Source organism: Arthrobacter sp. CAN_A1 (assembly GCF_015751665.1).
Lineage (GTDB): Bacteria > Actinomycetota > Actinomycetes > Actinomycetales > Micrococcaceae > Arthrobacter_D.
The window spans coordinates 107,357-122,075 of the sequence record NZ_JADOUR010000009.1; the positions used below are offsets into that span (position 1 = coordinate 107,357).

Here is a 14,719-nt window from a genome sequence, read left to right on the forward strand (position 1 = left end):
CACCTACTGCTCGCCGTCGGCATCCCACGCCTGGTTGCGCTGCGCCACCTTTTCCAGGGCCCGCTCAGCCTCGGCCCGCGTGGGGTAGGGCCCAATCAGTTTCCGCCAGTCGGACTGCGCGTCCTCTTCGATCTCGTGGGTTTGCAGGTTGTACCAGAACTCGGCCATGAGGGTCCTCCTTGGGTGGTGACTTTCGGCGGGACGCCGTACCGCCTATAAGATCAAGACTATGCCTCAGCAATCCGTCAGCGCACCCGTTGGAACACTGGTACCGGGAACCGTCAGCCCCCAGCTACCCGTCCCGGCGAGTATTCCCCGCCCGGAGTACGTCGGTCGCAGCGGGCCAGCCCCCTTCACCGGGTCGGAGGTCAAGACCCCCGAGACCATCGAAAAGATCCGCCGTGCGAGCCGGCTCGCGGCACAGGCGATCGTCGAGGTGGGCCGCCACATTGAACCAGGTGTCACCACCGATCACCTGGACCGGGTGGGCCACCAGTTCCTGGTCGACAACGGCGCATACCCGTCGACGCTGGGTTACCGCGGGTTCCCCAAGTCACTCTGCTCGTCCCTGAACGAGGTGATCTGCCACGGCATCCCCGACACCACGGTGGTGCGCGACGGCGACATCCTGAACATCGACATCACCGCCTATCTGGACGGCGTCCACGGCGACACCAACTACACCTTCCTGGTGGGCGACGTCGACGACGAGTCGCGGCTGCTGGTCGAGCGCACCAAGGAATCACTGAACAGGGCCATCAAGGCCGTGGCACCCGGCCGCGAGATCAACGTGATCGGCAGGACCATCGAGTCCTACGCCCGCCGTTTCGGCTACGGGGTGGTGCGCGACTTCACCGGCCACGGCGTCGGCGAAGCCTTCCACACCGGACTGATCATCCCCCATTACGACGCCGCACCGGCCTACAACAGGATCATCGAACCGGGCATGACGTTCACCATCGAACCCATGCTGACCCTCGGCACCATCGAGTGGGACATGTGGCCCGATGACTGGACCGTCCTCACCAAGGACCGCCAGCGCACAGCACAGTTTGAGCACACCCTGCTGGTGACCGACAGCGGCGCCGAGATCCTCACCGTCCCTTAACCATCGGGTTCCGGCGGCACCCTGCTGCGTCGGCGACCCATGACCTACACCTGGAGATAAACGTGGGCAAAAGTACCGAAAAGAAGCAGGGTAAGCACCTGCCCAACACCGTCATCGGGATCGACATCGGTGGGACCGGCATCAAGGGCGGCATCGTTGACCTGGTGGCTGGCGAGATCGTCGGTGACCGTTATCGTGTCCCCACCCCGCAGCCCTCCACCCCGGAGGCGGTGGCCGAGGTGGTATCCCACATCGTCGCGGAGCTTTCCACCCGACCCAACGCACCGGCAGCCGACGTGCCGATCGGTGTCACGTTCCCCGCCATCATCCAGCACGGCATCGCACGGTCGGCGGCCAACGTTGACCAAAGCTGGGTGAACACCGACGTCGACACCCTGTTCAGCACGGTCCTCAAGCGTGACGTGCACGTGATCAACGACGCCGACGCCGCTGGCCTCGCAGAAGTGCGCTACGGAGCCGGCAAAGGCGTCGACGGAACGGTGCTGGTCATCACCCTGGGCACCGGGATCGGGTCGGCGTTCATTTTCGACGGGAAACTGGTGCCCAACGCTGAGCTCGGCCACCTGGAGATTGACGGGTACGACGCCGAAACCAGGGCCTCCGCTGTCGCCCGCGAACGGGACGGCATCGACTGGGACGAGTACTCGGTCCGCCTCCAGCGGTATTTCTCGCACGTCGAGTTCCTGTTTTCCCCTGAACTGTTCATTGTGGGCGGCGGCATTTCCAAGCGCAGCCAGGAGTACCTGCCCGGGCTGAACCTGCGTACCCGCATCATTCCGGCTCAGCTGAAGAACCAGGCCGGCATTGTCGGCGCCGCGCTGCAGGCTGCCCTGCACTTCAAGCGACTGGCGAAACTGGCGGCATCAGTTTCGGATGCCTAACCCTCCGGGCGTTGCCATAGTCACCGGCGCGAGCCGGGGAATCGGCGCTGCTATCGCCCGACGCTGCGCCCGGGACGGCTACGTGGTGGCAGTGAACTACGCCGCGGATAGTGCCGGCGCGCTGCAGACGGTGGCCGACATTGTTGCGGCGGGAGGATCCGCCGCGGCTCTTCGGGCGGATGTGAGCGTCGCGGCCGACGTCGTCGCGCTCTTTGACCGGGCACGTCAGCTCGGCGAGGTGACCGCCGTCGTGAACAACGCAGGAATCACCGGTAATCTGATCGGCCCGCTGGCAGACGTCTCCGTCGACGTCCTGCAACGGGTGACCGATGTCAACGTGGTGGGACCGTTACTGGTCAGCCGCGAGGCCGTCCTGCGTATGTCCACGCTGAGGGGCGGTAAGGGTGGGCAGATCATCAACATCTCCTCGACAGCAACCACTGCCGGCTCCCCGGGCACCTGGGTGCATTATGCGGCCACCAAGGGCGCCATCGAAGTGTTGACCGTTGGCCTGGCCTCGGAGGTGGGTCGCGAAGGTATCCGGGTGAATTGTGTGTCCCCCGGCAGCACCAACACCGGGCTCCATGCAGCCGCCGGCATGCCCGACCGTGCTGAGAAGCTCAGCCCCGGTATCCCGTTGGGACGTCCAGCGGAGCCGGACGAGGTCGCGGCGGCCGTGGCCTGGCTCCTGTCAGCGGAGGCTTCGTATATCACCGGGGCAATTCTGCCCGTCAGCGGCGGACGCTAACCCCTCCGCCTCGATCTCAACGGCCCGGCCTGTGCCGGACGGTCGAGAAGTGGTGCCGGTGGTGGCGTCGGCTTCCCCTCCGCAGCCACCACCGGAGCTTGGTGTTACTGCGCGGTGAGCGGCCTCTGGGTGCCGGTGGGCGCAGTTGGCGCGTCGCCTGCTTCACGGCGCAGTTTGGCGATGGCGGTCTCGAAGTCCTCCAGGGAATCGAACCCCTGATACACGCTGGCGAACCTCAGGTACGCCACCTGGTCCAGCTTCTGCAGCGGTCCAAGAATGGCGAGTCCCACCTCGTGGGCATCAATCTCTGCGACACCGCTGGCCCGGACCGACTCTTCGACTTCCTGGGCCAGGAGCGCCAGGTCGTCCTCGGTGACCGGCCGGCCCTGGCAGGCCTTCCGCGCGCCATTGATGACCTTGCTGCGGCTGAACGGCTCGCCGACCCCGGAGCGTTTGATGACGCTCAGGCTGGTGGTTTCTACGGTGGTGAACCGGCGTCCGCATTCGGGACACTGGCGACGACGTCGGATGGCTGACCCGTCATCGGCCAGCCGACTGTCAACCACCCGCGAATCGGCGTTACGGCAGAAGGGACAAAACATGCCGCGCCTTTCACTAGCTGATGGTCAGTGGCCAAGCCACCGTGTGGAACACCACCATTGTAGAACTAGATATGGGAAAACTACAACAGTGTTATTACTACATGTAGTGTTTCAGTCGAACCGGACCGTGACGGCGTCGCCGTGCGCGGGGAGGTCCTCGGCGTCGGCAAGGTTGGTGATGTGGCGGCTCACTTCCTGCAGGGCCGCCCGATTGTAATTGATCACCTGCACCGCCTTCAGGAAGGTGGTGACGTTCAGCCCCGACGCGAACGTCGCGGTCCCGCCGGTGGGTAGGACGTGGTTGGATCCGGCGCAATAGTCGCCCAGGCTGACCGGACTGTATTCGCCAACGAAGACGGCGCCCGCATTGCGAATCCGGCTGGCAACGGCAGCGGCGTCGGCGGTCTGGATCTCCAGGTGCTCGGCAGCATACGCATCGCAGACGGCGATCCCGTGCTCGACGTCGTCCACCAGGATGGTGCCGGATTGTTGCCCTCCCAACGCTTCGCGCACCCGCCCGGCATGCTTGGTGGTGGCGATCTGTGCGGCGAGCTCGCTCCGGACCCGTGCCGCTAGATCTTCGGAGTCGGTGATGAGCACCGACGCCGCGTTGGGGTCGTGTTCGGCCTGGCTGATCAGGTCAGCGGCTATCAACCGCGGGTTGGCGCGGGCGTCGGCCAGCACGGCGATCTCGGTGGTGCCCGCCTCGGAGTCGATGCCGACCGTCCCCTTGAGCAGCCGTTTGGCTGTGGCCACAAAGATGTTGCCGGGGCCCGTGACCACGTCGACCCGTTCCAGCGTGTCAACGGTGTTGTCACCCTCCACCCCGTAGGCGAAGGCCGCGACCGCCTGCGCTCCCCCGATGGCGTACACCTCATGGATCCCGAGCATCTCCGCTGCTGCGAGGATCACCGGGTGCGGGAGCCCACCAAATTCCTTTTGCGGTGGGGAGGCAATGGCAATTGATTGGACTCCGGCTGCCTGCGCCGGCACTACGTTCATCACTACCGACGATGGATACACGGCCAGGCCACCCGGCACGTAAAGGCCCACCCGGCGAACCGCTATCCACTTGTGCGTCACGATGGCGCCCGGGCTGATCTCCACCTCGACGTCGGCGGGAACCTGGGCGGTGGCGAACCGGCGGGCACGGTCGATTGATTCGGCGAGGGCCAGCCGGACCTCCGGTGCCAGGTCGTTGAGCGCGCGGCTCAGTGCTTCACGGGGGACGCGCGGAGAGGATTGTTCCACGCCGTCGAACTTCAGGGCCAGTTCCCGCAACGCGGTCAGCCCGCGCTCCCGGACGTCAGCCAGGATCGCAGCGACCGGGGCCTCGACGCCGGAGCCGCTCACTTCTGGTCGCGGCATGACGGCGGTGAGGGCAGCACCGGTGAGGGTGCTGCCGCGCAGGTCGATGGTCCGGAACTCGGCGAAGGAGTCGGTTGAGGACTGGTGGGCGAGCAAATTGTTCACCAGTCGAGTCTACCGGGAGACGCCACCTCACAGCCCGGATTGCTGCCACCGGCGTGGACTGCGTTGACCGGGTTCCCTGTGAGGGGCGCCGTCAGATTGCCGTGTTGGGGGCCGCGTCCTCGGTGCCGGATTCCCGCACTGCTTTACGTTTCCGGGCCCGGTCGAGCGCGTTGATCATGGGTGCTGCGGTGACGCCGTGAAGCAGGATGGACATGACGATGACCAGACCGACGATGCGCCACAGCGCCTCGTCCTCGCTGGCGAACTCGCCCTTGGACAGGGCATAGCTGAGGTAATAGATGGAACCGATGCCGCGAACACCGAAAAAGGAGATGACGGCGCGCTCCCACGGGCCCGTAGTCCCCCGGGCGAGGCTGATCCAGGCCGAGATGGGTCTCACCAGGAGGAGGAAGGCAAGTGCCACGAGGATTTCGTTCAAGGTTACCCCCGCCAGCAGCCCCCGTGCCACGGCTCCGCCCAGGAGGACGAGCACCACCACCGTGAGTAGCCGCTCAAGTTGCTCGATGTAGCTGTGCAGCACACCGTGGAACCCGTGGGTTTGCTCGCCTGACCGGATGGTCACAGCGCAGACGAACACCGCGATAAATCCGTACCCTTCGACCATCTCGGTGACCCCGTAGGTGAGGAAGGTGGCTGCGAGGGCGACGAAGCCCTCGGAGTGGCTGGCCATCCGGGCGCTCTCAACCCGGGATTGGAAGAAGATCCGGCTCAGCAGCTTGCCCATCCCGAAGCCGAGGAGGCATCCGATCGCGATACGCCAGATCACGTCCAGTGCGAAGAATTCCGGGAACCATGCGGACGGCGCGGTTCCCACCAGGCTGATGGCGATCGCCAAGTAGACGAAGGGGAAGGCGAGCCCATCGTTCAGGCCAGCCTCGGAGGTCAGGCCAAAGCGCACCTCATCCTCAGCCTCGAGTTCCTCCTCTGTTTCGGAGGGCGCACCAACCTGAACTTCCGATGCCAGCACTGGATCTGTGGGGGCCAGCGCCGCCGCTACCAGGATCGCTGCAGCCACGCCCAGGCCGAGGGCCCACATACCGAGCAGTGTGAAGGCGATCAGGCACAGGGGCATAGCGATTCCGAGCAACCGCCAGGTGGTCGCCCAACGCTTCCGGCCCACCTTTCGATCCAGGGCCAGCCCCGCACCCATCAGGGATACGATCACGCAGATCTCGCTGAGGTGGATAGTGACATCGCTGTACGCAATGGGATCCGGGTCCGGCAGTCCGTCCGCCACTGTGAACACCACAAACCCGGCGGCAAGGAACATCATGGGCATCGACACCGGGGCCCGCATCAACAGCCGTGGCAGCAAGGCTGCAGCAAAGACTGCGATTCCCGCAGCGGCGAACATCAGACTCGGCGCCTCGAACACCGGTACCTCTTTCCTCATGCGGATCAGTGCACCCAGTGTGAACTCCGCAAGAGAAGGTTACGCCGAATCCGCGGGGCGCGGGAACTGATGCCCGGCAGCTAGCGAATAAGTCCGCCCACACCGTTGGCATCCCGCTACGGCGGCGGGGCTCCGACGGTGTCGTACATGGCGTAGTCGTCGGTGGTGAGTGTGCCGTTGCTGAACAGGCTGAGACCGAAACTGACGGCGGTGGCGCCGGCGGGCAACGGTGGTGGATTTGTACCAGGCGCCCAGGTTGTGGGGAACTTTTCATGGCATCTGTTTCATCTCCGAAGCCTGGGGCAGCGCGTTGGGGCCAATCTACGACTCTTCAGCACCGGCGAAACGCGTACCAGCCACTCGTTTTGTCCCGGCTACCACTTGTCTTTGATATCAGCTGCCTGAACGCATGCCTGGGAAGGCTGAGGGCCCCGGTCCGCGCAATGCTTGCAGCATTCCATCGGCCTGCGCTACGGTCGGCGCAGCGATCGCGAATTGCAAACGACTTTGGTTTTAGCTTTGGCTGACCGTAGTGCGGGATGCCTTCGACCTCCACACAGGCGCAAGGAGCACAATGTCACTCGTTCGGGTTCACAACTTCTCCATCTCGATCGACGGATTCGGTGCCGGCGAGGGGCAGCAGTTGGACGCGCCTTTCGGGCACGCTGGGACGCGCTTGCTTGAGTGGGCTCTCCCAACGCGCACCTTCCAGCAGTTGGGTTTCCATGGCGAGGAGGAGGGTTCCAACGGGATCGACGAAACCTTCGCCAGTCGATGGGCTTCCGGTATCGGCGTGGAAATCATGGGCCGCAACAAGTTCGCGCCCCAGCGTGGCCCGTGGGACGAGGATTGGAACGGCTGGTGGGGCGACAACCCGCCGTTCCACACGCCGGTGATCATCCTCACCCACCACCCTCGCCCCACGTTGACCATGGATGGCGGGACCAGCTTCCATTTTGTGGACGCCAGCCCCGCCGAGGCGCTCGAGCAGGCCCGCGCACTTGCCGGGGACCTCGATGTGCGGATCGGCGGCGGTGTCTCCACGGTCCGCCAGTTCCTTGAGGCCGATTTGATCGACCAGATGCACATCGTTCTGGTCCCGATCGTTCTCGGCCGCGGCGAACGACTCTGGGACTCTCTCGAAGGACTGGAGCAACGCTTCCACATCGAGGCAGCGCCCTCACCCAGCGGTGTGATCCATCTGACTTTCGCCCGACGTCATTGAGTCGACTGGCTAATGGTCACCTCAGTGGTCCTTCGCCTTTGTCCTCCCCGGTAGGTCAGGGTTTTGAGGCTGAATCTGCGGTGCGCTTCGTCGGCCGGTAGCCTGCGATGGCAGCGCGTACATCTCCTTCTTCGTGTTCGCCCTTCCCCTTACCGAATGGCAGCACCTTCAGCAGGGGGTGCAGGACAGCCATGACAATCAGGCCCCAGCCGAGTCCCAGGACAGCGGAGCAGACGGTGTTCACGAGCCAGGCCAGGAAGCCGCCCACGACCGGGATTCCGACGAATGGTGACTCAAGGGTGTGGACCAGGTCGTAGGGCAGGTGCAAACCGAGGTCGTAAACCCCCTGCAGCATGATGTGACCGCCAACCCACAGCATGGCCACCGTCCCAATGAGGGTGATCCCGGCGAGGACGCCGGGCATCGCCTTGACCAGCAGCTCACCGAAGCGCTTGGAACCCGCCGAGTCCTTGGTGGTCAGGTGCAGACCGATATCGTCCATTTTGACAATGAGTGCGACGGCGCCGTAGACGATTACCGTGATCGCGATGGCGACGACGACAAGGATGATCGCCCGGACCAGCAGAGACTCATCGGCCACCTCGTTCATCGAGATAACCATGATTTCGCAGGACAGGATGAAATCTGTGGTGATAGCGCCCTTGGTCACCTTGGCTTCCGCCTCGGGGCCGCGTTCGACCGCTGGTGCTTTCTCCGCCGCGGAGTGGCCGCGGAACTTGTGCCACACCTTTTCGGCGCCCTCGAAGCAGAGGTAGGTACCGCCGAGCATCAGGATGAACGGGATGACTCCCGGGATGAAGGCGCTGATGAGCAGGAGCGCCGGCAGAATGATCAGCAGTTTGTTGCGCAGAGAGCCCCAAAAGATCCGCTTGATCATCGGTAATTCGCGAGAGGGGTCCGCCCCCGACACGTACTGCGGGGTGACTGCGGCGTCGTCAATCACGACGCCGGCGGCTTTGGCCCCCGCCTTGGCGGCACCGGCAGCAACATCGTCCACCGATGCGGCAGCAATGCGGGCGAGAGCTGCGACGTCGTCCAGCAGGGCGACGAGACCGCCGCTCACAGATTGCCCCCGCGCGTCTCGGAATCGGACGGCTGGGCGTGAATACCTCGGTCGAGGCGGTTGATCGGCATGCTCGAAGTATATTATGGCGGGTACAGCAGCGGAGCAATTCGACTGCCAGCTGATGTTCTTTCCACTCCTGCAGCGCCTCGGGCGTCAGGCGGTTCCAATCGGTGGCCTCGCCGGCGACCCTGTGCGGTTACCTTGCTGCGTTCTCTTCCCAGCCTGCCCATGACAGGATGCATCGATGGGGAAACGATGAAAACACTTGTCCTTGCGGTCACGATTTCAGGAGCGCTCCTGGCCTCTTTCGCATTGGCTGCGTCGTGGATAACCCTGGTGGAGGCCGCCGGAGCGGTCGCGGTGACCCTGCTGGTCGTCTTGGCGGTGAGCCGACTCAGGGAAAGTCGGTGAAAGTTTCCTCGGAGGATCCGGGACAGCGCCATCACCGCGGCCGTGGGGGTGGCGGGCTCATGTAGGAGCTTCCTCGGCCGGAAGTGGGGCCGGTAGCAGTTCGAGCAGGGGGGAAACGCCCCTGGCCACCGCCATCACTGCCCCTGAGAGAATGAGTCAGCCTGGCGCACCGGCCTGCGAAGCGATGGCGGTCATCCCGGGTTTCCTTCGTCAGATTTCCAGGATGCCGTCCCGAGCATTTCGGGCCGGGGGAAGCGCGCCGGTGTCGAGGTCCTCCATCAGACTGATCGTCGCGAACTGCGTCGGAGTGATCCGGCCTGCGTCGTCGAAGACCCGAAACGTTCGTCGAAGCCGCCCGTTGGGGTAATGGGGGTGTTTGAAGCTCACTTCAACGCGGGTGTCCGGCCAGTCATCGGCGACCATCACCCGGGCATCGCTCATACCGTCGGTCAGGGGCTTCATGTATCCACCTGGAGCTTCCCAGTAGGAGTCCACGTTGGTGAACTCGCCGCAGACAGCGTCGATGGCCGCCTGCCTCTGTTCGGCCAGAAGGGCAACCATGTCCCACGGTGCGCGGGCGTCATCAGGAGTAGAGGGATACGTTCGAGGTCCGTCTTCATCCATCATCTCGGGAATCTCCTCCTCGTTCAGAGTGGTGGTCGGATAGTCAGCAACGCGCAGGGTCGCGGGAAGATCGTTGCGGGGAAGATCGACGTGCAGGTATCGGTAGGTGTACCAAACACCCCCATCACCGTCGTGGAGCGCATCCGGGGCGGAGGCGTAGACGACCAGCCGGGGCGTACCACCGTCATCGGATGCGACAGCGGGGACACGGTCGAGTGTCATCTGATGTATCCCTCCGTCCTCGTTCAGAACGAGAAGTTCGCGGTCGATGAGCCAATCCGTCGGATTGTCCGCGTCGGCTCCCCAGTGCCCCGTCGAAAGCCACAGCCCATGCCTGGTAGCCCCGACCAGACTGGCATTCGCCAGGTCAGGAAACCGGACGACTGCACCGCCCGGGGAGATGTGAATCGCGGCCGAACCCTTTTCAACACCTTGCCCTTCGTCCGCTTCCATCGGGGTGTAGTGTACCCACGCGCCACTCAGCGCGGCCTCTATTCGGACGGTTGGGCTCCGCACCCCGACTGGAAGGTCGGGCCAGGTCACTACCCGGTCTGGTTCGCCTTTTCGGCGGACGACGGCAACCGGCTCAAAGAGGCTCACCCGGATAACCGATCCTCCAACCACGACTTCTTGCCACCCCAAAGATTCCTGCATCATGGGCTAAGTGTTTCAGGCGGGCCACCACACGCAAAGCTTTCTATGCCGACATCCTCGCGCAATCTTCAGCCTGATTTCGCCGGTCGTGACGGATTCTGACTGCAGCAATAAGGCTCGCTACGGCCAGCAGGCTCACACTCAACGCCGCTCCCGAGGATTGGAGGGACAAGATCCCGAGGGCCACCAGAAGAGCGAATACTCCAACGGCAGTGCTCAGCACGCCCCGCGTCCTGACGGCAAGCAGAAGGAGGGCCAAGCCATAAATGGGACTGAAGTAGATGCCGTGGGAGAAGAGCGCCACCACCACTGCGAGCACAACGAGGACTGCCATCGCACCACGATGACCGCGGCGTCCTTCACGTCCCTCCGCCGTGGCCACGAATAGATAGGCGCCCCATAGCAACACCGTCGGGGCCGCCAGCCAGAGCCACGGATCTGCTGGACCGACGGTAAGCCCTCGTACCCACGGCAGGGTGCTATCCGGCCAAACAAAGATGTGAAGCACCGAAAGGCACGCCCCGACGCCGGTAGCAGTCAGGAGCGACTGATCGGCCCTCAGATTGGCGTTGTGCTCAGCGCTCATTCAGGCGGCACTGGAAGCTGAAAGATGAACCGGTCATCGGGAGACCAGACGTGCACGTCATCGCAGCGGTAGCCGCGCAGCCACGCGTGGCCGTCGACGACGCGCAGATAGAAGCCCCTCGGATACTCGTCGTCCTGACCCAACGCTTCGGCGGCCACCGTCAGCCCGCCGTCGGGTGCGGTCCCCGAAGACATCACCGAGTCGCGGGACTCAGCCTGCTCGATGAGGGCCAGCCGTAAATAGGGCGCAGTATCCACCGGGCATAGCGACAGACCCTGTCGCTGCGCGACGTCGAAGATCTGTGTGAGCGTCGCGCCACGGGGAAGCCCCAGCTCGGCGACAGTTCGCTCGGTGACCACAACGGGGTGGGAGGCACGGTCCGCTAGGATGACGTCCTCGATGAGGATTTCCGCGAGTCCGTTGACCAGGATGCCTCGCGAACTCAGGCTGTCTCTAAGCTGACTTGGGGAAAGCCCGCCGACGCCCACTTCGAGTCGTTCGATTCGAGGTCTGTCTGGCATGAGTTCCTTTGAGGCTAGGTGGTCGCCGCGGGCTGGCGCCCAACTTTACGTGATGTGCCGGATCGCTGCCCGCAACGAACATTGCCAGCGGCATGCTCGGCGGAAACCCCAGGCTTCGCGAGTCTCCTACCGGACTTCGATGTCAGTGCTCATCGGAGGTCGCGCTCTCAGGGTCTAGTCCCATATCTGGTCAGGACCACGCCATGGGGAAACGTCCGGGTCTCTACCAGTCTAAGATTCACCCAGTTGTCCAGAGCGGTGAAGAACGGCGTACCGCCGCCCACCAGAACCGGGTGGGTGACGATCGCGTACTGGTCGATCAGCCCGGCCCGCATGGCCGCAGCAGCCAGTGTGGCACCGCCGATGTCCATGGAGCCGCCGTCGTCGGTCTTGAGCCGGGTGATCTCAGTGACCACGTCGCCGGTGAACAAGCGTGTATTCCAGTCGACCGTGACGGGCGTCGAAGAGAACACCACTTTGGGCATGTCACGCCAGCGGCGGGCGTACTCGATGTGCGCCGGTGTGGCACCAGGCTGTTGATCGGCGGTCGGCCAGTGGGAGTTCATTGTCTCCCACAGTTTGCGTCCGTATAGTGCCAGACCCGTCGCCCCGACCCGGTCGGACCACCACTGGAACAGCTCATCGCTTTGCATGCCCCAGTCAAGGTCGTCGCCCTCCGCGGCGATGTAGCCGTCCACGCTCACACTCATGCCGAAGGTCAGATTGCGCATGGTGCCAGTCTCCCGTGGTTCGATATTCGTTGTACAGACCAGTACGGGGCGGAAGCGTCCGCGACAGTTTGGAAGTTCCGCCGTCAACGGTCTAAAGTGCCGCCTCCTTCACGACGCGGGTTCGGCTGGCCCGCCCCCACGCCACTCCAAGTCATACTCCCGCAAGGAAACCGCCAAACCAGGCATAACCCGCAGTGTTGAGTGCGAACCACACGGCAAGAAACAACACAAGAACGACCGAACCCATCCACCGCCCGGCGACACCAAAACGCGAACACAGTGCCTAGGTACAGTCCTGCCAGCATCACTCCGACTTCCAGAACCACTCGCTCTGTCGGGACGAAGACCATCACTGCGATCGTAGCCAGCAACACAACCGTGCTGAAGATTACAGACCCTGTCCACGGCCGACGTGATTCTTCCATAACCCCCATTCTGGTCGCACCTCGTCAGGCGAGTTTGCAGCGGCGAGAAAAAGCCGATTAATCGACCGCCAACGTCGACCCAAGCTAATCCTCCAACGCGGCATTGCCCTACCTTGACCCGCGATGACCCCCAACTCCCGGATTGGAGTGTTCTAGTCTGAATCCATGGAAGGTCGACCCGCCGCGGAATCCTCATGTATTCCTACCTGCCCGTCTACTGGACATGCCCATTTCATCGGTTCCTACGAGCCGCTCAGAAGCGAAGAGCCCCTCGTCGTTGAGGTGCAGGACGCAGACCCTCCGATAGGCCCGCATGAGACGGACGTGTGGTTGACCGAATGGCAAGTATCGGAGGACCGTTTTGATGTTGCGCTTGGTGAAAATGTCGACTGGGTTCTGGTGCCCATGAACCAGGACTGGCTTGCTCAATTGTTCGCGGGCCGCCGGCCAGTGTCTCTGCAGCGGGATACTTGCGCCGACGCAGAACAAGAGGATCCAAGCAAACCGGGCTGGACTGAACTGTCAGGTCACGTAACCCGCATCGATCAGGTGTCCATTCGATACCAGCAGTCCCAATCCCCGGCAGACCGTGGCGAGTACTTGCCCGAAGTCGGCGGTGCCATGCAGCACAGCCTGCCGAGGCTCCGGGAACGTCGGGGCCATCGTGGACATGTAGTCGGCTGGATCGTCAGAATTCAAGCACCGACATCTTAAAGAATCACACGCATGGCAACCTTCGCAGTGGACTTTGAAGCCGGCCACCCTCAATCACCAGGTCGGCGGAAGACCAACAGCGGCGCCCGGTTGGGTCCAAAGCCTGGTGGATCAGCACGATAGCCATGACGCCCTTCTTCATGATGGTGTTGTTCCTGTTCCACACCTTCGTCCTGTAAGCCGCGTCCGATAAAGGATCCCTCACCGCAACACAGTAAGCATTCCGCAACGATCCGCCCACCGGGAGACTCTGGACTTCATTCTTGGCATTATCCCTCCCCGAGCGCCATCTCGCGTTTCACGTCCGAATCAAACCAGAGTAGACAAAAGGCGAGGGTCCAACCGGCGAGAACATGCCCCAAGAACGTTATGCTGAAACCCCGAATTAGGACTAGCAATAGCCCGGCGATGGTCAGCGCTAGTAAGAGAGCTAGTTTCCACGTCTTTTTGGTGCGTTCAAAGTGAATCGTCGATCTCTCAAAGCCGATGAGCCCGGCATAGGTGAGCGCAAGTATGTTCACGCTCAGCGCCCCTAGGCTTACGCTCTGTGAATCAGACGAAGAGCCCGAGTACCAGATCGAGCTGGTTGCCATGAACAGCGAAGTCAGGACTAGGAGAACGATGGCCGCCGCATATCGACGTGCGGGGAAGTCAGTGCGTCTCATGGACCTTAGGGTAACCACCTTCTGGCGGCGAGAGACGGTTTAGGCGCGCATGATTTGAAATCTGCGCGGACCCGCCCGTACCTCGCGACGCCGTCCGCGAAGGAGGCCGGTGGAGGATCTTTCAACTGGTCGCAATGAGGGATCGGCTTACGGGCGGTTCGAGCGCACTTGCTGGCATTTCTCAAATCAGTCCCCGCAACGACCGCGTGTCGCCCAGTCGCATACGAGCTGTTGTGCGAGCGGCGGTCCAATATACCTTTGACCCATGAGACGTTGGATTTTTATTGCTTTAGCGATCGCGATCATAGTCGGGTGCGCTTTTGTCCTGGATCAGACGTTTGGTTCGAACACCGTCGGGGTTGCCGCGGGGCTCGGAGCCGGAGTGGGGGCATGGATTGGCATCAGCGCGGGGAATAAGCGCGCAAAAGAAACGGACGCTTATAGAGAACAATGGTTGAGCAAGAAGCCCGGGCGTAAGCCGAACAGAGACGGTAGTTAATCAGGTAAGGCTACTTATGTCTTCTGTGTTGCGGTCAGGGATCCCTCACCGCGACAACGAAGCTTGCAAACCTATGCGCGGCAATGAATACGCGGTTCGGGGTCAGGGGCTAGGCCCGGGTATGAGGTCTTGTCATCCAAAGTCACGAAAATTGGGTCGACAGAACCACCGCGATTCCTCCGAGAAACGAGGCGGATATTGAGCCAATTAGAAAACGACGTCGGCGCCAACCCTTTGAGGTGTATCAATGATGTGAGACACGGTTTGAGAGGATTGTGCTTATGTCTGAGAAAAAGTCTCGGCCGGTCTTTACCGCCGAGTTCAAGGCCG

16 protein-coding genes are annotated in these 14,719 nt (G+C 62.9%); 6 read left to right on the plus strand and 10 right to left on the minus strand.

Annotated features, from left to right (window positions below; translation table 11 throughout):
* Positions 1–3: 3 nt before the first annotated feature.
* A complete protein-coding gene (locus IWX62_RS11610; RefSeq protein ID WP_196841577.1) occupies positions 4–168 on the minus strand; it encodes an SPOR domain-containing protein in 165 nt (54 codons plus the stop codon).
* 61 nt (positions 169–229) lie between these two features.
* Between IWX62_RS11610 and map the strand changes: the two genes are divergently transcribed.
* From map to IWX62_RS11625, 3 genes are all read left to right on the plus strand, one after another.
* A complete protein-coding gene (map, locus tag IWX62_RS11615) occupies positions 230–1,108 on the plus strand; it encodes a type I methionyl aminopeptidase (RefSeq protein ID WP_196841578.1) in 879 nt (292 codons plus the stop codon).
* Positions 1,109–1,170: 62 nt separating this feature from the next.
* Positions 1,171–2,010, plus strand: a complete 840-nt coding sequence (gene ppgK, locus IWX62_RS11620) for a polyphosphate--glucose phosphotransferase (RefSeq protein WP_196841579.1) — start codon at positions 1,171–1,173, stop codon at positions 2,008–2,010.
* Positions 2,003–2,758: an SDR family oxidoreductase gene (locus IWX62_RS11625; RefSeq protein ID WP_196841580.1), complete on the plus strand. Its 756-nt coding sequence runs from the start codon at positions 2,003–2,005 to the stop codon at positions 2,756–2,758. Before ppgK ends, IWX62_RS11625 begins: the two co-directional genes overlap by 8 nt.
* 104 nt (positions 2,759–2,862) lie before the next feature.
* On the opposite strand, the gene nrdR is transcribed toward IWX62_RS11625, so the two are convergent.
* From nrdR to IWX62_RS11640, 3 genes are all read right to left on the minus strand, one after another.
* Positions 2,863–3,360 carry a transcriptional regulator NrdR gene (gene nrdR / locus IWX62_RS11630; RefSeq protein WP_196841581.1) on the minus strand — a complete coding sequence of 166 codons (498 nt, stop codon included), beginning with the start codon at positions 3,358–3,360 and terminating at the stop codon, positions 2,863–2,865.
* Positions 3,361–3,471: 111 nt separating this feature from the next.
* A complete protein-coding gene (gene hisD, locus IWX62_RS11635; protein ID WP_196841582.1) occupies positions 3,472–4,833 on the minus strand; it encodes a histidinol dehydrogenase in 1,362 nt (453 codons plus the stop codon).
* Between the two features lie 91 nt (positions 4,834–4,924).
* Positions 4,925–6,229, minus strand: coding sequence for a cation:proton antiporter (locus IWX62_RS11640; protein WP_196841597.1), 1,305 nt, complete (start codon positions 6,227–6,229; stop codon positions 4,925–4,927).
* Between the two features lie 592 nt (positions 6,230–6,821).
* Between IWX62_RS11640 and IWX62_RS11645 the strand changes: the two genes are divergently transcribed.
* Positions 6,822–7,472 carry a dihydrofolate reductase family protein gene (locus IWX62_RS11645; protein WP_196841583.1) on the plus strand — a complete coding sequence of 217 codons (651 nt, stop codon included), beginning with the start codon at positions 6,822–6,824 and terminating at the stop codon, positions 7,470–7,472.
* Positions 7,473–7,527: 55 nt separating this feature from the next.
* On the opposite strand, the gene IWX62_RS11650 is transcribed toward IWX62_RS11645, so the two are convergent.
* Positions 7,528–8,556: a DUF808 domain-containing protein gene (locus IWX62_RS11650; protein ID WP_196841584.1), complete on the minus strand. Its 1,029-nt coding sequence runs from the start codon at positions 8,554–8,556 to the stop codon at positions 7,528–7,530.
* Between the two features lie 258 nt (positions 8,557–8,814).
* Between IWX62_RS11650 and IWX62_RS11655 the strand changes: the two genes are divergently transcribed.
* Positions 8,815–8,970, plus strand: a complete 156-nt coding sequence (locus IWX62_RS11655) for a hypothetical protein (RefSeq protein ID WP_196841585.1) — start codon at positions 8,815–8,817, stop codon at positions 8,968–8,970.
* Between the two features lie 210 nt (positions 8,971–9,180).
* Here IWX62_RS11655 and IWX62_RS11660 read toward each other — a convergent pair whose 3' ends face one another.
* The 4 genes from IWX62_RS11660 to IWX62_RS11675 form a co-directional block, all read right to left on the minus strand.
* Entirely contained in the window at positions 9,181–10,047 is an 867-nt protein-coding gene (locus IWX62_RS11660; protein ID WP_196841586.1) for a hypothetical protein, read from the minus strand.
* Positions 10,048–10,291: 244 nt separating this feature from the next.
* A complete protein-coding gene (locus tag IWX62_RS11665; protein WP_196841587.1) occupies positions 10,292–10,834 on the minus strand; it encodes a hypothetical protein in 543 nt (180 codons plus the stop codon).
* A complete protein-coding gene (locus tag IWX62_RS11670; protein WP_196841588.1) occupies positions 10,831–11,355 on the minus strand; it encodes a hypothetical protein in 525 nt (174 codons plus the stop codon). The genes IWX62_RS11665 and IWX62_RS11670 overlap by 4 nt, the downstream gene beginning before the upstream one ends.
* A gap of 167 nt (positions 11,356–11,522) precedes the next feature.
* Entirely contained in the window at positions 11,523–12,086 is a 564-nt protein-coding gene (locus IWX62_RS11675; RefSeq protein ID WP_196841589.1) for a dihydrofolate reductase family protein, read from the minus strand.
* A gap of 590 nt (positions 12,087–12,676) precedes the next feature.
* Here IWX62_RS11675 and IWX62_RS16450 point away from each other — a divergent pair.
* Positions 12,677–13,225, plus strand: a complete 549-nt coding sequence (locus IWX62_RS16450; RefSeq protein WP_442859257.1) for a DUF6578 domain-containing protein — start codon at positions 12,677–12,679, stop codon at positions 13,223–13,225.
* A gap of 269 nt (positions 13,226–13,494) precedes the next feature.
* Here the strand turns inward: IWX62_RS16450 and IWX62_RS11685 are convergent, their stop codons facing one another.
* Positions 13,495–13,890, minus strand: coding sequence for a hypothetical protein (locus tag IWX62_RS11685; protein ID WP_196841591.1), 396 nt, complete (start codon positions 13,888–13,890; stop codon positions 13,495–13,497).
* Positions 13,891–14,719 lie beyond the last annotated feature (829 nt).